Raw genomic sequence first — 21122 nt, forward strand, 5'->3', positions numbered from 1 at the left:
ATAGAATATCGCCACAACTGAACTCAACCCATCACATCATCCTGTCAGCATTGTGGTCCGCAGGCTACCCGCCAGTCCACTTCGAAGAGCAGCGTCAAGCACACTTTCCCGTAATGCCAGAACGCCAGTCCTTTCAATCCACTCCCACATTTTCTCCCCATACCGGGCACTATGTCGGTATATTTGCAAGCAGGCTACAGCCATCAGGACCGCTTCTGCCGGGTCTTCCTCCAATCCAAGCAGCTGCCCCTGGCGAACTGGATGCTCTGCATGGCCACCGGCATAAACCTCCCAGCCTACTGGAGATCGGGATATTCCAATATCGTGGACAAGTACACCTGCCGGATACGCCGATCCAGGACAAATAGCAACTGTAACCAACGCGGGCAATGCGAGACTTCCCCATAAAGTTACCAACCGCTCTCTGAGCCAGGCTACTTCTACAAATGCCTGATCCATCAGGTCCGACTCAACAAAAGCCCGATTCTCGGCATTTAGGTTCGTAAAGCGCAGACCCGCAGAGGGCGCTTCTCCTCCGTACTGCGGTGTGACCTGAACCACAACACCAGCACCTAATGGATTTGTCGCAGATCTGTCGCGCAACCCAAGGGATTCCAAATAATAAAGTACAGCCGGCCGACACAATTCACACCCCTGCTGTCTAGTCCAACCGAGACGGGACACTACTTCATCTGGAGTCTGACAGGCTGCGTCCACCATAGCTGTTTTAAGCGAATCATGATCGTAATGCGTACATCCACACACAGGGACTACTTCTTGGGCGGTCGGAGTAACTACAGGTCCGGAAACTGTCGATTGGGACAAACTATTTTTGACCAGTGCAGCCACCAGCGGCCGACAGCCCCCACAGGAACCGGATGCTTTGGTCCGGCTCTTCACCTCTTCCACCGTCTTCAGCTTATCCGTAGTGATCGCTCGCAAAATAGCCCCCTTACTCACGCCGTTGCACGCACATACCGTTTCCTCTTCCGGCAGTGCGGCTGCCGCATCCTCCGCTTTGCTTCCGCCGTTATCCCGGGATGTTAGCTCTGTAGCGGGTGCGCCGCGCTGTACCATTCCGAGCAGCGAGGTGCTTTCCGCCGTATCTCCGAACAAAATGGCGCCAGTGACAGCACCGCCGTGCATCATCACTTTTTTATAAACCTTCAGCATCCCGTTATATTCCATGACTGCTGTCTCGTTTCCCTCATCACGAATGTCTCCTGCGGAAAACACATGGATTCCCGCTACCTTGAGCTGCGCATACGGAACCGTCCCTTCATAGGGAGCCGTTTCACGACCACAAATAACTTTTGCCAGCACTTTGCCCTGCTCATATAGCGGCGCCACTAGCCCGTATGAAATCCCGCGGTGCTCAGCACATTCGCCGACGGCATAAATACCAGGAATACTCGTGCGCATATAATCATCTACGACAATGGCACGGTTTACGGTCAGACCGCTGTCCTGAGCTAATTCGATATTCGGTCGGATACCAACCGCCAGCACAACCAAATCCGTTTCCAACCTGTCTCCGTCCGCAAACATCAATCCATGCGCCCTATTTCGGCCTATGATGTTGACCGTTTCCTTCACCAAATGAAACCTCATGCCCTGTTGCTCCAGCTTTCGCTGCAGAAGCACAGCCGCCGTCCGGTCAAGCTGACGGTTCATAAGATACTGCGCATTATGAACAACCTCAGTTTCCATCCCTAGATTCAGTAGGCCTTGAGCGGCTTCAAGTCCTAACAGCCCCCCTCCGATAACCGTGGCCTTGCGGTATGTTTTGGCATATCTCGCCATGGTTTCACAATCATTCACATCACGAAAAGCGATTACTCCCTGTTTTCGAGCTCCGGGAATGGGCGGCATGAAAGGCAATGAGCCCGTTGCCAATATGAGCATGTCATAAGGTTCTTTCATACCGGATTCCGTTTCCACCATCCCGGCTGCAACATCAATACGACAGACGCGTTCACCCGCGTACAACTTTACCCCGTTCTCTTCATACCAGTCCCAGTCATGGGTAACGATATGTTTAAATGAGCTCTCCTCCTGAAGCATTTTGGACAGGAGCACTCGGTTGTACCCGGGACGGGGCTCTGCACCAAATATCGTGATTTGGAACCGCTCTGGCTCCAAAACGAGTATTTCCTCCACACATTTGATGCCTGCCATACCGTTGCCGACGACGACCAGTTTTTTCATCATATTAAACCAGCCCCATTCTCCGAATAAAATAAGACAGAAAAAGCCCTTCTCCATTCAATGGAAAAGGGCACCGTTGCCGTAAATGTCGGCACATCGTTGTGCCGATATGTATCTAAGATTACTGAATTGTGAATGTCATGTCAATATTTAATACATGAATGCTATATTTTTCGCCTTATATTTAATTTTTTTGCGATTTTGTGTTACGTATATTGACATAAAACAGATCCTTTTTTATAATTTGATTAAAATCACTCCAACGTGATCATACCAAGTCGACTCACAATGAGGTGTGTCAACCACGGCAATGAAGCCGCAAACCGTTTCCTAGATACCATGTAGGGGCGATTTGCGGCTTTTTCATGTTCAAATTACATTTTGCAGACAAAGAACAACAATTAGAACAGGAGAGATGGAGAATGAACAAAAAAAATTTCTGGAAAAGCGGACACAAGCCCACCCTATTTGGCTCCTTTCTGTATTTTGATATCAGTTTTATGATATGGGGAATGATCGGACCGTTGGCCGTTGTAATTGCTAATGATTATCCAATGGACCCTGTACAAAAAGCCAATCTTGTTGCCCTACCCATACTCGGTGGTTCCCTGCTGCGGCTCGTGCTCGGATTCATGTCGGATTATATCGGTCCGAAGCTCACAGGGCAGATTGGTATGCTTGTTACGATAATCCCTCTCTTGCTCGGCTGGCTGTGGGTTGATTCGCTGGAGCACTTGTACGTTGTTGCCCTGCTCCTGGGTGTAGCCGGAGCATCATTTGCAGCTGCGCTGCCGTTGGCAAGTCAATGGTACCCCAAAGAGCATCAAGGCTTGGCTATGGGAATTGCCGGTGCTGGTAATAGCGGTACCGTCCTTGCGACTTTGTTCGCCAACCGCATTGCTCAACATTTTGGCAGTTGGGAAGCCGTTTTCGGATTGGCTATCCTCCCCATCTTAACCGTCTTCATTCTGTTCAGTATTTTTGCCCGCAACAGCCCTCACCGCCCGGCACCAAAAAGTCTGTCGCAATATGCTTCGGTGCTCAAACAGAGGGATGCCTGGGTATTCTGTGCCTTTTACTGCGTGACGTTTGGCGGATTCGTTGGTCTTTCTAATTATTTGACTATTTTCTTCAATACCCAATATGGCCTCTCCGCGGTACATGCCGCCGATTTTGCGACCGTTTGTGTGATTGCCGGAAGCTTCTTTCGTCCTGTAGGCGGCTTTTTGTCCGATCGGATTGGTGGTTCACGCATGTTAATGTACTTGTATGCGGGAGCCGGGATTATGCTCGCCGGCATTGCGTTTTTACCATCACTTACCGTGGTAGTTGTGCTGCTGTTCGTAGGCATGATGTGCCTTGGCGCTGGCAACGGCTCCGTATTCCAGCTCGTTCCGCAGCGGTTCGGCAACGAAATCGGGCTCATGACCGGCATTGTCGGCGCTGCTGGTGGCATAGGCGGGTACTTCCTCCCCCTTATACTGGGTCATCTGTACAAATCAACGGGTTCATATATGCCAGGCTTCATCTCTCTGAGCCTAATCACGTTCTGTGCCTTTACCCTCGTCATCATAATGCAATTGAAATGGCGTAACAGCTGGATGCAACGCTCTGCTACAGTTACTGATGAAGCCGTCAATCGCATCGGAGAATTAAATGCCTGATGTTCATTAAACATTGAGCTGCGAAGCATTAAATTTTGTCCCTCAACCATCCCTATAGCCAAAAAATAGCTTAACTTCGTTTATATAAAATGAAGTTAAGCTATTTTTCATGCACGCTTAATCGAACTACATCTAAAAAACTATGATAATTATCACATTCAATCAAGATTTTCCGAAAATATCATGAAAATTAAATGAAATTTTCATTCAAAAAAACATTGAAAATCGCTTTCATTTTCATAATTTTTCTTATGTAAACACTTATATAACCATTTTTCACACAACATACTTGTTCACTTGGTTTAAAATAAGGCGTATACTTGTTCACGAATTGTTCAAGGATTAATTAAATGTAATTTTTTAGAAAGAAGGAATTGGAAATGCGTGCTTTTCATTTTACGGAAGACGGATCTATCGAAACTAAATTAACCGGAAAAGATCTACTTGCCAACCCACTGCTGAATAAAGGAGTAGCTTTTACCCTGGAAGAACGGAAACAGCTTGGACTTGACGGTCTCCTTCCTCCTACGATATTAACTATTGAGGAGCAGGTTCAACGGGTTTACGAGCAATTTCAGAGCCAACCGGATAATTTGCGTAAAAATGTTGCGTTAAATGATCTTTTTAACCGGAATACGGTCCTTTATTATCGTTTGCTCTCTGAGCACCTAAGCGAAATGCTCCCGATTGTTTATACACCAACAGTAGGCCAGGCTATACAGGAATACAGTCATGAATATCACAAACCTGGTGGTATGTATTTATCTATTGATAATCTGGCGGGTATTGGAGAGGCTTTTAAGAATTTGAACTTAGACCCTGATGATATCGACCTGATCGTAGCCACAGATTCCGAGAGTATTTTGGGAATCGGGGACTGGGGAGTCGGAGGTATTAATATCTCTATTGGTAAGCTTGCTGTGTATACTGCTGCTGCTGGTATAGATCCTAGCCGAGTACTGGCAGTTGTTCTTGATGCAGGTACAAACAACGAGAAGCTATTGGAAGATCCTTTATATATGGGGAATCGTCATAAACGTGTACGTGGAGAACAATATGACCAATTTATTGACACTTATGTTCAAGCTGCACTTTCCTTTTTCCCGAATGCCCTGCTGCACTGGGAAGATCTCGGCAATGTCAACGCACGGAACATTATCAATAAATACGGAAATAGTATTTTGACTTTTAATGACGATATTCAAGGTACTGGAGCGGTTACGCTCGCAGGTGTAATGTCCGGTGTTCAATTGTCCGGAATCCCACTGAGCAAGCATCGGGTTCTAGTCTTTGGCCCAGGAGCTGCTGGAATCGGCAATGCAGACCAAATTAGCGCAGCCATGATGCTGGAAGGACTGTCAGAAGCAGAAGCAAGACGTAACTTCTGGGCTTATGATTACCGTGGCCTGCTTACCAACGAAACAGAAGGACTTTTTCCATTCCAAGTCCCTTATGTGCGTGATGTTGCAGAATGCCGCGACTGGGAACATGCTGAGGATGGCAAAATTCCACTGCTTGAAGTCATTCGCCGCGTAAAACCGACGATTATGATCGGTACTTCTGGTGTTACTGGGGCATTTAGTGAGGAAATCGTTAAAGAAATGGCCAAACATACAGAACGTCCTATTATTATGCCTATGTCCAACCCGACTCCACTGGCAGAAGCAACTCCGCAAGATTTGATCCACTGGACCGAAGGAAAAGCCCTCATTGCAACAGGAAGTCCTTTTGAGCCGGTGATCTATAACAATATTAAGTTTGAAATTGGGCAATCCAACAATGCTTTTGTGTTCCCGGGTCTTGGTCTTGGCGCAATCGTGGTAAAATCCAAAATTATAACAGATAGCATGTTTGCAGCAGCTGCCCATGCAGTAGCTCAAATGGTTGATTTGTCGCAGCCTGGTGCTTCCCTGCTGCCAAAAATCAATGAATTACGCGAAGTATCTGAAGCGGTAGCCGTGGCTGTGGCTAAGGCAGCAGTTCAGGATGGAGTAGCGCGTCATCAACCGGACGATATCGCACAAGCGGTTCGAGATGCGATGTGGGACTGCAAATATAAACCAATCAAACAATATGGTCAGGAAGCGGTCCTGGTTTAAAAAATAGCGACAACATCAAATTTGTACTTGCATACGCAAAGTGATTATTTAACTGATGTCCGCCTTTTTTGGCGGACATCTTCATTGGAGGCGACATCATGGCTACAGGTCATATTTTTATTATCTTAATTCCTATTTTCTTTGTCATTTTAATTGGTTATTTCGCAGGATTGTTTAAGGCTTTTAACACTGCTTCTTCTAAGGGATTAAATACACTCGTGACGAAGTTTGCTCTACCTGCACACTTGTTTATTGGTATTACGACGACACCAAGAGAGACATTGATTCAAAAGTGGCCCTTTCTTGTGGCTTTGCTACTTGGTGTAATCGGCTTTTATATTGTATTGCTCATTGTTTATCGCTTAATTGCCAAAAAAGGCCTGACTGAATCCTCCATGTTCGCATTGAATTCAACACAGCCTTCTTTCGCATTCATGGGAATTCCGGTTCTGGGAAGCTTGTTCGGAAGTGCGGCAGTCGCCATCCCGATTGCGATTACTGGGATCGTCGTTAATGCCATTCTTGATCCGCTTGCAAGTATTTTGGGAACGGTCGGTCAGCGCAAAACAACAGAATCCGACGGCACTAAAGGCAACTTATTTAAAGTCACTATGAAATCAGTCCTTCATGGACTCAGCGAGCCGCTTGCCTGCGTACCCTTGTTTGGTGTCGTATTGACTCTATGTGGATTCCACGCTCCGAAACTTTTGCAATCCATGTTTGATCAAATCGGCAATATTACTGCTGGTACAGCCCTATTTGCCATCGGGGTAACCATTGGTATCAAAAAGATTACGTTCAGTCCAAAAGCACTTAGCATCGCTGTGCTGAAAGCCATCGTAATGCCTATAGTTATGCTCGGTATTGCTGTTCTGATAGGACTATCCCATGAGGATGTAACCAAAGCCGTACTGCTTGTCGCTTTTCCCGGCTCGGCTGTCGCCGCTATGATTGCTACCCGTTATGAAACACTGGAAACGGAAGCTGCATCTGCATTTGTTATTAGCTCAGTCTTATCGCTCATTTCACTACCCTTGCTCATTTCACTTCTTTTATAAGGGACAGAAACTTAAGAACCCTCAATGCAATCCAGGTATTTATAGGTATAAAGCATACCCGTTTGCTCACATTTATCTTATTTTTTAAATATTGTTAGAACAATAAAGTGATTTAGTAAGAATTGAGTTGGAAAAACAACATAAAATCCAGTTTTGCCGACAAGCGGCGGTCCCATCGTTTCATTTACTAGAGGCCGCCGTTCTTTTTGAATAACCTTCTACTCTCCCTTTTAATAAATACCTAACATTTAGAAAGCAAATTGTCGAAATATATATGGGGTAGGTTGTATATGAAACTAAATTGCTAATTCAAAGGAGAAGAAAACGTGAAAAACTTGAAGTGGAGAACTATGTCCTTTTTTGGTAAAAATCTATTAATCTCTTTTCTTAACATCGTATTAATAGGTGCTATTCTCATCACATCCAGCTATATACTTCAAAAGAACATTCTCACCACGCAGCTGCAAGACCAAGTTAAAGTATTGACTAAAAAATGGGCAGAAGATGTTGACAAAACAAAAGTACAACAAGCATTAAGCGAAAAAGATTATAACGGTTCTGCTCAACAGGATTTACGCAAATTCCTAGATTCTATCCACACATTTTATCCTAATGTTGCCCAAGCTTACATATTTGGCACAGAACTAACAGAAGGAAATCAAACCTCCATTATTGGCGTTCCCACAAATTTAGTCCAAGCTTTCCAAGACTTGAAGTTGGATATTGGGGATATGTATACTCTTCCTGACGAAAATGCACAAGCTGTAAATAAAATGCTTCAATCCAATAAATCATCATTGAGCAGCTTTTACTCGGACGAATATGGTACATGGACTACTATTGTTTACCCAATTACAGATGAAAGCGGTAAAATCACAAGTGCGATATACTTTGACGTAGACGCGAGCTCTGTACCTACCGGACTTCATAAATTGCTTGTATATGGTGTGTCATTGCTCATTCTGTTCCTTGCGATCTTCTTAACGATCCAATATTTATTGGTAAAACGGACCCTATCCCCGATTCGTAGCTTGATGAAGGGAATTGAGGAAGTCAGCGAGGGTAATCTGAATGTAAAAATCAAGACAGGCGAGGACGACCTTGGCATTATCAATCAAAAATTCAATTCTATGATCAAACGCCTTAACGATACAATGGTGAAAGTACAGGATACGACACAAGAAGTTACGGGATCTGCCCAGGAATTGTTAAGCATTAGCGAGAAAAACAGTACGAATACGAACGTCATTAACAGCAATATTCAGGAAATAACCCAGGGACTTGAAGCTCAGGATCACGCAGCACTTGAAAGTTCCAGATCTATGAATGAAATGTCGACAGTTATCCAAACGATTGCCGAAAGCTCCTCTTCCGTAGCGGATCAAGCTTATTCTATGGAAAAACGCTCCGTTGAAGGCAATCAGGTAGCCCAAAAGCTTTCCGCTCAAATGGACTCCATCTCCACTACAATGGAAAGTACAGCTGATTCCGTTAATGCGCTGCAGAACCGTTCTAACGAAATCAGTAATATCGTCAGCATCATTACAGGCATTGCCAGTCAAACGAATCTGCTTGCATTGAACGCTTCTATCGAAGCTGCCAGAGTCGGTGAAGAGGGCAAAGGTTTTGCAGTCGTAGCGGGAGAAGTGCGTAATTTGGCTGAACAGTCTCAAGAGTCTGCCAAACAAATTGCAGAGCTCATTGAAGAAATCCAAAGAGAAATTGAGCAGACTGTAAAAGGCATCAGCCTTGGTACAAAAGAAGTTCACATTGGGCTGGAAGTTACGAAGCAGACAGGCGAAATGTTCTCTGAAATTTTAGATGCGTCTAATAAAGTGTCGTCACAAATTCAGGAGGTATCCAGCGCAACGGAGCAGATCTCGGCCAGCACGCAGGAAATGTCAGCTACCTCTGACGAGCTGTCTTCGACAGTTAGCAAAACAGTCGGCAGCAGCAAACAAATCGAGCATACCATTGGAGAACAGGCTGAGTCTATGGCTTCTATTGTCCAAGCTTCTGACAAGCTTACATTGATGTCCGGGGAGCTGGAAGAGCTCATTTCGTTCTTCAAGGTGAACCGGGAAGCCTAATTTTATAACTTCCAAGTAACTCAAGATAACAATAAAGAACCTCTAGTCTGCATAGAAAGCGAACTAGAGGTTCTTTGATATACTCTTACATACTTCTTAATTTACAAATCCTTCCAAAGCTGAGGTTGGCTTACCGTCAGCCTGCCAAGCACCTTTGTTATAACCCTGATTGTAACCTGGAGTTGCAGCCGGCTCCCAATAAAATACCCCTGTACCTTTGCCGCCTCCGATGTTCCGAACCTTCGTTTTGATTGCAGAAATAAATGCCTTGGAAGCTGCAGGTTCGTTATATTCCATCCCGATTTCACTGATGACAATGCCTTTACCGTATTTGGCAATGAGGCTATTGGCATTGGTAATCGTCTGGTCCACCTTGCCCTGCCAGTCAGAAGGAGACGGATACAGAGACAGCCCGATAAGATCAAACTGAGCTCCATTATCAATCAGTCCGCCGATATTCCAGTTCAACACGGAACCGTTATCCCCGTTGGCTAAATGTACTATCGTTTTGGTACTGCTGCTTACCGATTTTACAGCATTATTACCTGTATTGACGAGCCAGGCATAGTTTTTCATGTTCACCGAAGCTTTGCCGTCTTCCCAGAGCATTCCATTGTTCGTCTCATTACCGATCTGCACCCAGTCCGGTGTTACCCCCTTGCTTTTCATCGTGTTCATAACATAGACCGTATGAGACCAGACTGCATCCATGAGTTGTGTAAATGTGAAATTGCGCCACGCATAAGGTTTGTTCTGTTGCCCTGGATCTGCCCAGGAATCACTATAATGTAGAGTCAGCATAACGCTCATACCCAATTTTTTAGCTCGCTGCGCTAGTTCTGCTGCCTTTTCGGCATTCATGTATCCGCTTGCATAATCTTTCATGTCAGGATTTACCCACACACGGATACGTACCGAGTTAATCTGATAGTCATCTCGCAAAATTTGCAGTATATCTCGACGAACACCCTTTTTATCCTTCCAAGTCATACCTTGCGCTTCCATTCCTGCTACCCAGCTTATATCTGCTCCTTTGGCGAAAGCAGGGGCGGCCGAAGCCGCACCCAACCCTACAGAGCCGAACGGATACAATAAGCTGGAAAGCAAGATCAACATCGCAAATACCATCGTGCGGTTACCTGTTTTCATAAGTCATCTCCCATCCGAATTGTATACTTCTCATTGCCTCTGACCAATCTACCAATTCCCTCACTCGGGAAAATGACAGAGATCACACTTTAATATCATGTTCTATTTATTACGCTCTGTCTTTAAAACCTTAACAGTGTAGGCATCCAATTGAACGCTACCGTCTTCTATCGCATAATTTTCAAGCATATCCGCATAAGTTCGTCCATCCAACGTAATCTTTTGCGGCTCATGCGTGAAATTTAGTATAAAAATATAATCATGAACCCCATCGGTACGAATCGCCGTATTCACTCCATGAGGCAACTTCACATTGAGCGCTTTACTAATTCCTGCATCATCAATTAAACTTCTGTAAAAATGACTGTGGAACAGTCCGGTGTTGCGTGATGCGATGTAATAAGCCTTTCCCTCTCCCAAACGGTTCACCGTCAAAGCCGGGCGTCCTGCATAAAAGTCTGAGCCGTACACAGCCAGTACCTCTGCACCCTCCGTATGAATGAGATCACACAATTCTACAGCTTCATACTCCCCTTGCAGATCCAGCTCATTGCCTTCAACCGGCAAAATGTGATTACGGTCATGATCATGCAATCCGTCAATCTCTTCCGACCAGATCCCCAGCGTCTTACGAAGCGGGCCCGGAAAGCCTCCAAGGAAGCACAAATCATGTTCATCTACAATACCAGACCAATAGGTTGCTACGAAAACGCCACCGTTTTCAACAAACTTCTGTATACGCTCCCCCACACCGCTGCGGACCATATACAACATCGGAGCTACCAAAAGTTTGTATTTGGAGAAATCTGCATCCATATGAATGACATCTACGGGCACTCCCTGCTCCCAAAGTGCCAAATAATGCGCTTCAGCTGTCTCCTCATATTTCACACCCTTGTTGCGTGGTCCCTGTGAATCGTTGATTCCCCAACGGTTCTCCCAGTCAAAAATGACTGCGGCCTCCGCCGGTACCGATGTACCGATAACCTCCTCCAGTTTTTCCAGCGCATTACCGACCTCTGTCACATCTCCAAATACACGAGTGTGCTCATGTCCGACATGATCGACAACCGCACCATGCAGCTTTTCACTCGAACCGCGGCTTTTCCGCCACTGAAAATATTGAACGGTGTCTGACCCGTGTGCCACAGCCTGTAAAGACGATAGCAGATGCATTCCTGGTCGCTTCAGCTTGCTTACGTCTTGCCAGTTCGTCAAACTCGGCGTACTCTCCATGAGCATCCAAGGCTTGCCTCCCTTGATTGAACGAATAATATCGTGCATCATGGCCACTTTAGCAGCCTGACGGCTATCATCTCCCTCACGGTCATGCCACGTTGGGTAACTATCCCAGGATATAACATCGAGCAGATCAGCAAACTTCCAGTAATTCAACCCTTCAAAAAACTCCATTAAATTGGTTGTGACCGGAATTGCTGGATTTGCAGCCTTGAGCGGCACAATCTCATGTTTGATAAAATCTGCGGTCTGATCGGTCACAAACCGTCTCCAGTCCAAATTCAGGGCATGGACCTGTGTTTCACCGTGAGGTGCCGGGGACTCAACTTGGCTCCAATCCGTAATCGTATGACTCCAAAAGGTCGTCCACCATGCGTGATTAAGCTTGTCCAGCGTACCGTATTTATCCTCGACCCAAGCGCGAAATGCCTCCTGACAATAATCACAGTGGCAATCTCCACCAAATTCATTGGAAATATGCCAGCCAATCACAGCAGGATGGTTAGCATAACGCTCGGCCAGCTTCGTATTCATGATACGTACTTTTTCCCGGTAAACAGGCGATGTAGAACAGTGATTATGGCGAAACCCGTGCAGGTTACGGACACGGTTAGCCTCCACACGCAGCACCTCAGGATATTTTTGTGACATCCAGGCTGGTCTTGCTCCACTAGGAGTGGCCAAAAAAGCATAGATTCCGTTCTCAGCAAACGAATCCAGAATACGATCCAGCCACTCAAACGTAAATACACCTTCCTCAGGCTCCAATGAAACCCATGAGAAAATACCGACAGACATCACGTTGCATTTGGCTAGTTTCATTAGACGGATATCCTCCGCTAACACGTCAGGGTAATGCTGCCATTGCTCCGGGTTATAGTCCGCGCCATGCAGCATACGTGGAACTCGCTCACTAATGGGAGGGTACTTGATTATGTTTTGATTCGTCACTACAAATCATCTCCTTCTATGAATTCTGTTACTCTTTGACGGAACCTAGCGTCATACCTTTAACAAAATACTTTTGTAAAAATGGATATACAATGAGAATAGGCGCTGCACCAATGAAAATTTGCGCAGCATTAACCGTCGTTTGAGAAAGTAATTCCATCTCTTTGGGACTCATACTCATGGAACTCATGTCCTTCTGAATAATTACAGTTTGCAGGAACGTCGCCAGCGGATAGTCCTTTGCATTGCTCAAATAGAGCAGACCGTCAAACCAGGAGTTCCAATGAAATACCATACTAAACAGCGCAATCGTGGCAATGGAAGGCAGGGATATCGGTAAAAAGATACTAAACAATGTCCGAAAATGTCCTGCTCCGTCGATCAATGCGGCCTCTTCCATCTCTTTAGGAATTCCTCTAAAAAAGTTCAACATAAGGATGACCAGAAATGTGTTGACCGCTCCTGGCAAAACAAGTACCCAGAAGCTGTCCATAAGATGGATCTTTTGAATAACCATATAGAATGGAACCAGACCACCGTTAAAAATCATGCTGAATACGAACAACCATGAATATACGTTTCTGCTACGGAACACAGATGTTTCCTTTGAAAGTGGATAAGCAGCTAAAAAGGTAATAAGCAATGTTAAGCCGGTTCCCAATACAGTCCGACAGACAGAAATCCAGATAGAGTGCAGAAAAATCGGGTTATTCATCGTCTTCTTATAGGCTTCTAATGAAAATTGCACCGGCCACAGCCCAACCAGATTGGCATCTGCTGCTGATTTAGCACTAAATGATACCGCCAACACATGAATCAGCGGAACGATACACATGATGGACAAAATCACAAGCAAGCAAATGTTAAACACATTGAAGATGCGGTATGGCGTTGTTTTATGATACATGACTCTCCCTCTTTCAGCCTCGTGGAATCAAAATATGCGGTAACCTGCCCATTTGTAAGCAAGTCGATAAGATATCAGAATGAGAATCATACTGATAACGGATTTGAACAAGCCGATTGCGGTGGCAAAGCCCATTTCCCCATTGATTAACGCTGTCCGGTAGACGAATGTATCAATAATATCGCCTTTTTGGTAAACCAGCGGATTATAAAGGTTGAAAATCTGGTCAAAACCGGCATTCAGTACATTGCCAAGTGCAAGCGTTCCAACAACGACTACCATCGGAATTAACGAAGGTACAGTGATGTGCAGCGTCTGTCTCCAGCGGCTCGCTCCATCCATTTCAGAAGCCTCATACAACGAAGGATTAATACCCGCCAGTGCAGCAAGAAATACGATGGTGTTGTATCCGAACTCCTTCCATATATCCGATACAATGACAGTAAACCGAAACCAGTTATTTTCTCCCAGAAAAAAGATAGGCTGGATCCCGAAACTACCGAGAATACGATTCATAAATCCATCTGTAGCCAACAGGTCAATCAGAATTCCGCCCAAGATTACCCACGAAAGAAAGTGCGGCAGATAAACCAGTGTCTGAATGGATCGCTGAAGGCCGACCTTGCGAATTTCATTCAGCAGTATAGCAAAAACAAACGGAACCACCAGATTGAAAAACATCTTTAACACAGCAATAATTAGTGTATTCCAGACGACTTGAAGACTGTCCTCCCGTTGAAACAAAAAGCGGAAGTTATCCAGTCCAACCCACTCGGAACCAGTTATGCCTAGCCAAGGTTTGTAATTTTGAAAGGCCATCACGATGCCGCCCATCGGAATGTAGCTGAATACAATTAAGAAAATGATGGCTGGCAGCAGCATGATATGAAATGGCCACGTACGTTGCAGACTTCTCATTGCAGTTCCTCCTGTAACTCTCATGGTATACTTCAATTATAAAAGCGTTTTCGCTGTCCCAACAGTTCAAAAAACCAACATACATGGCACAAAAGCAATCATTTTTTAAGTTCGCCAAACGAATGAAAATTTTTTTTCACACACATCATAATAGCGCATTCATTTCTACTCAATCCTGATAAAGCTGTAGTAAAAAGGCTGTCCACCTTGGGACAGCCCTCCTAACTATTACAACATCATGATTTTACTTTTCGACGCTTTTATACCATTCGTTTACTTCATTTGTAATTTGTTCGCCACCAGCTGTTTTCCACGTCTGTACAAAGGTATCAAAAGCAGAGATCGGCTGCTTGCCATAAATAATTTCATTGAAGGTCTGACTTTCAATCTTATCCAGATAGTCCTTTTTAGCCTTCATGGTTGGCGTAGTAGGGCCCGTGAACTGATCTTTCATGGAGATATCCTTCTGTTCCATAAGCACTTTGGCAGCTGCAGGAGTATCTTTCCCGTAATTCACCATTACATCTTTCTCCAGACGGGTCTTCGGTTCTGCGCCGTTAGCCAAACTTAACAAAGCCTTCATTTGGGCATCAGGTATACGCGCGCCATCACGAACCAGCAAATAACGAAAAGAGTTTACATAACCGCCTGGTATTTTATCGATAGACATTAGCTTTCCGCCCGCATCCAAATCATAATCGTAGCCCTTAAACAGCCCATTCGACAAATCACCGTCCGGTTTAGCATTAGCATAATGGTCAAACAAATAATTTTGATAAGTGAAAAAAGCTTCAGGATGCTGCATTTGTTTGTTGATTAGTACAACACCATTGGTATATTGCGTTCCGTGGCGCATGGCTTTGTTGTCAGGACCCGCTGGAATCTTGATCGGCTTCCACACGGCACCCGGCGCATTTTTGACTGTATCCTGAAGCGGCCAGCCGCTCATCCAATATGGTCCAGGAATCATACCGGCTGTTCCTGCGACTGTAGGTTCTGACGTTTTATTTTCATCCCACAATGCTGCTTCCTGAGGAATATATCCCTTTTTGAGCCACTCGCTCAGCTTTTGCAAACCCGGCTTCATACCAGGCTGCACGGAGCCATATTCCAAACTGCCATTCGTGCCTTTGTTCCACTGCTGAGGTAGTGTGCCATATGCCCCGAAAATCCAGGACGGGTCACCCATCCAAGTGTTCATGGATGTTTTGAAACCGATGCTGAGCGGAATCACTTTGTTCGGAGCCAGTCCGTCCGGATTTTTATTTTTAAAGGCGTCCATCACTTTTTCCAGGTCATCCATCGTCTCAGGAGCCTTCATACCCAGCTTATCCAACCAATCTTGTCGTACCCACAATACATAATCATGGTTATAAGCGAAATCAAGCACAGGAATACCCATTTTTTTGCCATCTCGGCTATACTGATTCCATACGTTTGTATCCTGATTCATCGCCTGCTTCCAGGAATCCGAAGCGTACTTGTCAAACAACGGACCAGCCTCTGCAAACATACCGGAATCGATCATGTCCTGTGCCAGTTGCTCATTCTCCGTCCCCAATACAACCACGTCCGGCATCTCCTGACCGGAGGACATAGCCAATCGCAGCTTCGTAGCAAATGCGCCATTCGTATCTGTGACGGACCAGAGTGATTTGATATTAATACCGAATTTCTCTTTAGCCCATTTTGTCGCAATGTTATTTTCGATAGATTCACCATTTTTAAATTTTAAGGCGGGATCTACACCCCATACCGTGGAAATTGTGACTTCTGGATTGTATTTTTCTTTGTATACGTTTTCAGTTTTAGCTGTGCTGTCCGCATTCCCACCATTTCCTGCTCCTGAGCAGCCCACAAGGCCAACTCCTAATACCATAGTTGCGGCGAGCAACGACAACAACTTTTTTTTCGAATGAACTCGCATATTGTTCCCCCTCTAAAAATCATTTTCTACTCTTTTATTATAAGAGGGCTTTTCTTCGCAGCCTATGTCACAAAATAAATATTTCTGCACCTTTCCCAACTGATCTTTGCTGGTTTCGTCCTTACTGGTCCCATCTTTACTGGTCCCGAAATTCATGCGGAGTCATTCCGTAATGCTTTTTGAACATCTTACTGAAATATTGGGGATTCTGATAGCCCAGTTCCGTCGTAATTTCGTATATTTTTTTGTTGGAATATTTAAGTAAATAAAGAGCCCGCTCCATTCTCATTCGGATAATATAGTCACCCAAACCTTCTCCGGTTTCAGCTTTATAAATTTTAGACAGATAGACTGGATGAAGATAAACCTGATCGGCAATCGTCTTAACAGACAGCTCCTGACCTTTATCCTGGGAGATGAGCTCTTGAACCTGCTTGACCACATAGCTTTTAGCGCTTTGCTCGCTTGCGGACCATTCAGATTTAAGTTTGTTCATCATGGAAAGTATCCACTCTTTGAGGTGAGGGAACGAATGAACCATTTTCTGCGCATGTAACGGATCGAAGCCTACTTGATCCATCTGTGTAATGAAACGTCCTTGTTTGTGCGCTGTATACATAAAGGCGCTCGTCACCGAAATAAACAGCTCATATAAATGCTCGCGTGTGTATCCCACCTCTTCCATTTTTCCAAATACACGGCTCACTTTCGCTTCGGCCTCTTCCCATTGCCTGGACTCTAGCAGATGAGTAAGCGTAGGGTGCATATAAAGCCCCTCCAGTGACTTAACTGAGCTGTGTGGCTGTTCTGTCTGTTCTTCTATGAATAGCAGTGTATCCGTCTCCTCCTGATGGTTCCAGTATAAGGATCTAATTGCTGTCTGATATAGCTTAGGCAGTTCCTCTGGAAACTTAAACCATCCGGTTAATGCAACGTAAATTTCCCCTTTCAAGTAATTGCTCACATTTTTTCGAAAGGTCTCAATCGCCGCACTCAAAAAACGATTCTGCTCATCCGAACTCCGTTCAGGAAATGAATTCCAATTCCCTTCTATTAATACAATTAAGCAATCATGCGGCGCTTTGCAATGCCAAACGTGAAAATCAGGTGCGAACACTTCTTCGGCAATATTTCCAATCGCATACTCAATTAAGGACACTGAATGATAGTCCATATCAGAAAAATGCTTCCCTAGCTGAATAAGCAGCATACTGGCAGGATGTCCCGTGCGTAGCTTGATTTCGTACTCGGACATTTTGCTCTCTATTTTTGGTACTGGCAAATCACGCCCGAGTAGCAAATCATGCATCAAATGGGTCCGCAGTACACCAAAATCGTTTCTGCGGCTATATTGTAATTGATGGACCTTGTCAAATGCTTCCCATTCTTCCTTTAGCGAATCCATGGCAGCTGACACACATTTGATAAACTCTTCATCATCCACCGGCTTTAAAATGTAATCAAAAGCCTTAAGCTGGAGCGCTTTTTTAGCATATTCAAAATCGGCATAGCCTGTCAGTAACAAACTTCGGATATGTGGCCATCGTTCGTTTACCTCAACAATCAACTCCAGTCCCGTCATGCCAGGCATACGAATATCCGTAACCAGAATATCAATATCGTACGCTTCCAGCACATCCACCGCTGCTAATGCGGAAGCCGCTTGATGAACCCTCTCGATGCCTAGCGTCTCCCACGGAATGGTAGCTGCCAGACTTTCTGTTACATAACTTTCATCATCTACTAGTAATATCTGAACCATCTGGTCCCTCCGTTTTAACTATATTCGAATTCGGCGAAGGCTCAATTAAACCATTCGCATGCTCTGCTTCTGTTGAGATCGACCATTTTAGAACTGCACGCAATCCTCCCAATGGAGACAAAGAGAATTCCAGTCCTGCATCTTCCCCAAAATGTAATCGCATGCGTTGATGCACATTCCACAAACCGTATCCATAATCCTCTTCCACAGGCTTGTCAAGCGTTGATGTCAGGGCAGTTATAGCCTCTCTACTCAAACCGAGTCCGTTATCATCCACAATCAGGTACATATACGAGCCAACACGCTCGGTTAAAATATGAATTATACCATCCTCCGCTTGAGGCTCTATCCCGTGCAGCACCGCATTTTCCACCAGTGGCTGCACTACAAGCGGCGGAATCCGTAGATTGCTGGCTTGTGAAGAAACATGAATTAAAAACGTTAGCCTTGGCATACGCATCTGCTGTATGTTCAAATAATATTGAACAAACTCGACTTCCTCTGACAATGGAACCAAATCCCGCTCCTGTCTTGTCGTATACCGATAATACCTGGATAAATTATGAGCCATGGCTACAACCGCCTCATGATTGCGCAGCTTTGCCATACTTGTAATAAACGAAAAACAATTATAAAAAAAATGCGGATTGATTTGTGACTGGAGCTGCTTTAGTCGCGCTTCCTTGACATGTAGCTGCTCAACATACACCTTCTCAAACAGCTCCTGAATCTGTTCGACCATCAGATTAAATTGACTAGACAGGAAAGCAAACTCGTGACTCCCCCTTAGACTTAATCGAACAGCATAGTCCCCATCCTTTAGTCTCCGAAATGCCCGCACAAGCTGAAGAATCGGCACTTGTACCTGTGAATGAAGCAAGTAAGCGCCAATCAAGCCTACCAGCAGCGAGCCAACAACAGTTATATAAAACAGTCGATTCGATGAGTAAATTGGAGACATCATATCGGACAAAGGCATGTAATCAATCAAATACCAACCAGTCGTTTGCGAAAGAACGGCATGTACCAGGTAGCTTTCTTCTCCAATTTTCACGGTCAGATTATCAACCTCATGGAGTCCCATTTTTTCCAATTTAGAAATCAGCTTTCCAGACAGCTCTTCATTTGCAGTACGATTAAAGATCACTCCTACGCCTTTCTTATAATAAAAAGGCTCCTTTCGACCATCACCTTTGAAACGGTCAAGCATGTCCTGAATATTACTGCTGTCAAATTCAACCTTAATAATCGTGTTAGCGGTTTCTGGATTACCAAGTGAAGAAAACGGGGATAATGTATACAATGAAAATATAAATTGGTCCTTCCCGTATGATCTTTTTTTGGATACCTGCCAGCCGTCTTTTATCAGCTGATTTAGTTTTTTCTGGTCATATAAACCTGCTCCATTCTCCGATACAACCCGTCCAAGCGAAGGAGAATAGATACTCAGCCCGGTTCTCCAATTAGAAGAGCTTTCCTGAAGCCCAAGCTTGGTTTGGATCCGTTTGACAAGGTTAATTCCATCCAGATTGAGAACCTTGTCCTTCAAAAAAATCGCTTGAAAACTGGCTACATCGGGATCATGAATCAGCAGATGCGGCCAAGAGGAGATCATTTCAATATTCGTATTCACCTGGTTTTGAAAAAAAGTCAGCTGATTATAATTAGATTGATTCAGCTCCTCACGTAATACACCTGTCGTTGTCTGATTAGAATAGACATACAGGATCAGCATAGGTATAAGCAATACGATAACGATGGAGACGATTTTAGTATAAAAATTAAATTTAAACATGAGTTCTACACATCCTCTGCACAAAAAACAAGCATACTTAAATGGTATGCCAGAGCCCTGACCTTCGTTGCCGTCAGTACATACTATACATTATCAATGGTTGGCGGTGATAATATGTTTGATGCTAAGCAAATGGAATGGTTTAACCAACTATCCGCTGAAGACTTGGCCATTTTAGGTGCCGGCTTCAATACACTAGGTGATTTTTTTGATTTTCTGGCGTTGATTAAGGCCAGACAGGAAACAGCCCAAGGTAATAAAAAGTAATAGCACTATTTCACAACAAATTTCACACGAGTTCCATCCTCATACTCATCCAATTGGTGACTGACCCATGATCCTGCCCCACGATTATCCTTAGGGGCTATGTATTTGATATTTGCACCTTTGCCACCTTCTGAGCACATAGCCATCGGCCATTCGTCACGATCGTATCCTTTACGAGTGGGAACACCTGCAAGCGAATGCTTGCGATTTTGCTCGGCTCCTTCACGGTCAATTGTGCATACCGGTGATTTTCCCGCCTGAATGGCTTCCTTAATATGCTGCGCCGTTTCAGGGTAGCGACCTGACGGGAATTGCAGCGTAACCTGAGCCGATGAAGGCGGGTTCTCTCCTGTCATTTTTGTAAGAAGATTGCCTCCTTCAAACCAGTACGCGCCCAAAGCTAGCAGCACTAAAGCTATAAAACTTAGCAACTTTTTCTTCAATTTCCCTCTTCCCTTCAAGCTATTCCAGTAGATGCCTTCAACTAAGGTAATCCCTGGATTTTATTTTTTGTAACCCCTTACTGACTATAAAAAAAGGTTGAATATTCGACGACAAATAGTATAGAGAGGAGGTTGTACGAATGAACGATGAGATCAAACTGGCCGTGAGCCAAATGCAAGCCGTTGTAATCCGATTACTGAATGGAAGTACCGTAATTGGCTGGCCTAAGCTCCTATCTGACCAAGAAACTCAGCAATTCAAGCTCTATGATGACGAACACGTATATACGATTTCCGTTAATGACGTGGATACAGTCGCAAGAGTTATTGTATAAGATACAGGAAGCGACTTAATGAGACATCCAGCGGACAAGCCCAAACAAGGCACACCACAGGAGAAGACTGATCAGAATCCCCCAAAATAAACCTTTAAAAAGCTTCATACCATACTGACAACCTTTCCTACTGGGCTTTTCCCCCATTATAACATGTCAGAAAGACAGCTGTCGCAGCTTGCTCTTATATCATCTTCGTGTCATATATATTAAATTTTAAAATCACGACACAAAGGAAAGAATGAAATAATTCCGAAAATTAGGCCTGATCACCAGTGAAAATGCAATCATGACATAATAAAAGTCACAT

Annotated in this window: 15 protein-coding genes; 6 read left to right on the top strand and 9 right to left on the bottom strand. The window is 44.6% G+C overall.

The window, feature by feature from the left end:
• Positions 1-36 precede the first annotated feature (36 nt).
• Positions 37-2211: a nitrite reductase large subunit NirB gene (gene nirB, locus BM358_RS08315; protein WP_028540533.1), complete on the bottom strand. Its 2175-nt coding sequence runs from the start codon at positions 2209-2211 to the stop codon at positions 37-39.
• Between the two features lie 419 nt (positions 2212-2630).
• On the opposite strand from nirB, the gene BM358_RS08320 reads away from it, so the two are divergent.
• The 4 genes from BM358_RS08320 to BM358_RS08335 all read left to right on the top strand — a co-directional run bounded on the left by BM358_RS08320 (position 2631) and on the right by BM358_RS08335 (position 9119).
• Complete coding sequence (locus BM358_RS08320; protein ID WP_028540532.1) at positions 2631-3872, top strand: nitrate/nitrite transporter; 1242 nt, start codon at positions 2631-2633, stop codon at positions 3870-3872.
• 380 nt (positions 3873-4252) lie between these two features.
• Positions 4253-5971, top strand: a complete 1719-nt coding sequence (locus BM358_RS08325; protein ID WP_023989354.1) for an NAD-dependent malic enzyme — start codon at positions 4253-4255, stop codon at positions 5969-5971.
• 98 nt (positions 5972-6069) lie between these two features.
• Entirely contained in the window at positions 6070-7029 is a 960-nt protein-coding gene (locus BM358_RS08330) for an AEC family transporter (protein WP_028540531.1), read from the top strand.
• A 326-nt stretch (positions 7030-7355) separates the two neighbouring features.
• Positions 7356-9119 carry a methyl-accepting chemotaxis protein gene (locus BM358_RS08335; RefSeq protein WP_023989356.1) on the top strand — a complete coding sequence of 588 codons (1764 nt, stop codon included), beginning with the start codon at positions 7356-7358 and terminating at the stop codon, positions 9117-9119.
• Between the two features lie 96 nt (positions 9120-9215).
• Here BM358_RS08335 and BM358_RS08340 read toward each other — a convergent pair whose 3' ends face one another.
• From BM358_RS08340 to BM358_RS08370, 7 genes are all read right to left on the bottom strand, one after another.
• Positions 9216-10268 carry a glycoside hydrolase family 53 protein gene (locus BM358_RS08340; protein ID WP_028540530.1) on the bottom strand — a complete coding sequence of 351 codons (1053 nt, stop codon included), beginning with the start codon at positions 10266-10268 and terminating at the stop codon, positions 9216-9218.
• A gap of 102 nt (positions 10269-10370) precedes the next feature.
• Entirely contained in the window at positions 10371-12458 is a 2088-nt protein-coding gene (locus BM358_RS08345) for a beta-galactosidase (RefSeq protein WP_028540529.1), read from the bottom strand.
• 28 nt (positions 12459-12486) lie between these two features.
• Entirely contained in the window at positions 12487-13365 is an 879-nt protein-coding gene (locus BM358_RS08350; RefSeq protein ID WP_023989359.1) for a carbohydrate ABC transporter permease, read from the bottom strand.
• Between the two features lie 27 nt (positions 13366-13392).
• On the bottom strand, positions 13393-14283 hold the full coding sequence (locus BM358_RS08355; RefSeq protein ID WP_025718416.1) for an ABC transporter permease: 891 nt from the start codon (positions 14281-14283) through the stop codon (positions 13393-13395).
• 244 nt (positions 14284-14527) lie between these two features.
• Positions 14528-16210 (bottom strand): type 2 periplasmic-binding domain-containing protein, encoded by a 1683-nt coding sequence (locus BM358_RS08360; protein WP_028540528.1) that lies wholly within the window; start codon positions 16208-16210, stop codon positions 14528-14530.
• 136 nt (positions 16211-16346) lie between these two features.
• On the bottom strand, positions 16347-17972 hold the full coding sequence (locus tag BM358_RS08365) for a response regulator transcription factor (RefSeq protein ID WP_028540527.1): 1626 nt from the start codon (positions 17970-17972) through the stop codon (positions 16347-16349).
• The gene (locus tag BM358_RS08370) at positions 17947-19767 is read right to left on the bottom strand and encodes a sensor histidine kinase (RefSeq protein WP_028540526.1); all 1821 of its coding nucleotides are present in this window, start codon (positions 19765-19767) and stop codon (positions 17947-17949) included. Before BM358_RS08370 ends, BM358_RS08365 begins: the two co-directional genes overlap by 26 nt.
• A gap of 114 nt (positions 19768-19881) precedes the next feature.
• On the opposite strand from BM358_RS08370, the gene BM358_RS26405 reads away from it, so the two are divergent.
• A complete protein-coding gene (locus BM358_RS26405; RefSeq protein WP_023989363.1) occupies positions 19882-20034 on the top strand; it encodes a hypothetical protein in 153 nt (50 codons plus the stop codon).
• Positions 20035-20039: 5 nt separating this feature from the next.
• Here BM358_RS26405 and BM358_RS08375 read toward each other — a convergent pair whose 3' ends face one another.
• Positions 20040-20477 carry a NucA/NucB deoxyribonuclease domain-containing protein gene (locus BM358_RS08375; protein WP_023989364.1) on the bottom strand — a complete coding sequence of 146 codons (438 nt, stop codon included), beginning with the start codon at positions 20475-20477 and terminating at the stop codon, positions 20040-20042.
• 140 nt (positions 20478-20617) lie between these two features.
• Here BM358_RS08375 and BM358_RS08380 point away from each other — a divergent pair, with 140 nt between their 5' ends.
• Positions 20618-20812, top strand: coding sequence for a hypothetical protein (locus BM358_RS08380; protein WP_013310963.1), 195 nt, complete (start codon positions 20618-20620; stop codon positions 20810-20812).
• The last annotated feature ends 310 nt before the right edge of the window (positions 20813-21122 follow it).

The sequence above is a fragment of the Paenibacillus sp. cl130 genome (genome assembly GCF_900116035.1).
Taxonomy (GTDB): Bacteria; Bacillota; Bacilli; order Paenibacillales; family Paenibacillaceae; genus Paenibacillus; species Paenibacillus polymyxa_B.

What these genes read in the sequence shown, in the direction of transcription:
- BM358_RS08355 (WP_025718416.1), bottom strand. Translation starts at nt 14,283, where the DNA reads ATGAGAAGTCTGCAACGTACGTGGCCATTTCATATCATGCTGCTGCCA.
- BM358_RS08340 (WP_028540530.1), bottom strand. Translation starts at nt 10,268, where the DNA reads ATGAAAACAGGTAACCGCACGATGGTATTTGCGATGTTGATCTTGCTT.
- BM358_RS26405 (WP_023989363.1), top strand. Translation starts at nt 19,882, where the DNA reads ATGTTTGATGCTAAGCAAATGGAATGGTTTAACCAACTATCCGCTGAA.
- BM358_RS08360 (WP_028540528.1), bottom strand. Translation starts at nt 16,210, where the DNA reads ATGCGAGTTCATTCGAAAAAAAAGTTGTTGTCGTTGCTCGCCGCAACT.
- BM358_RS08325 (WP_023989354.1), top strand. Translation starts at nt 4,253, where the DNA reads ATGCGTGCTTTTCATTTTACGGAAGACGGATCTATCGAAACTAAATTA.
- BM358_RS08350 (WP_023989359.1), bottom strand. Translation starts at nt 13,365, where the DNA reads ATGTATCATAAAACAACGCCATACCGCATCTTCAATGTGTTTAACATT.
- BM358_RS08370 (WP_028540526.1), bottom strand. Translation starts at nt 19,767, where the DNA reads ATGTTTAAATTTAATTTTTATACTAAAATCGTCTCCATCGTTATCGTA.
- BM358_RS08330 (WP_028540531.1), top strand. Translation starts at nt 6,070, where the DNA reads ATGGCTACAGGTCATATTTTTATTATCTTAATTCCTATTTTCTTTGTC.
- BM358_RS08380 (WP_013310963.1), top strand. Translation starts at nt 20,618, where the DNA reads ATGAACGATGAGATCAAACTGGCCGTGAGCCAAATGCAAGCCGTTGTA.
- BM358_RS08320 (WP_028540532.1), top strand. Translation starts at nt 2,631, where the DNA reads ATGAACAAAAAAAATTTCTGGAAAAGCGGACACAAGCCCACCCTATTT.
- BM358_RS08365 (WP_028540527.1), bottom strand. Translation starts at nt 17,972, where the DNA reads ATGGTTCAGATATTACTAGTAGATGATGAAAGTTATGTAACAGAAAGT.
- nirB (WP_028540533.1), bottom strand. Translation starts at nt 2,211, where the DNA reads ATGATGAAAAAACTGGTCGTCGTCGGCAACGGTATGGCAGGCATCAAA.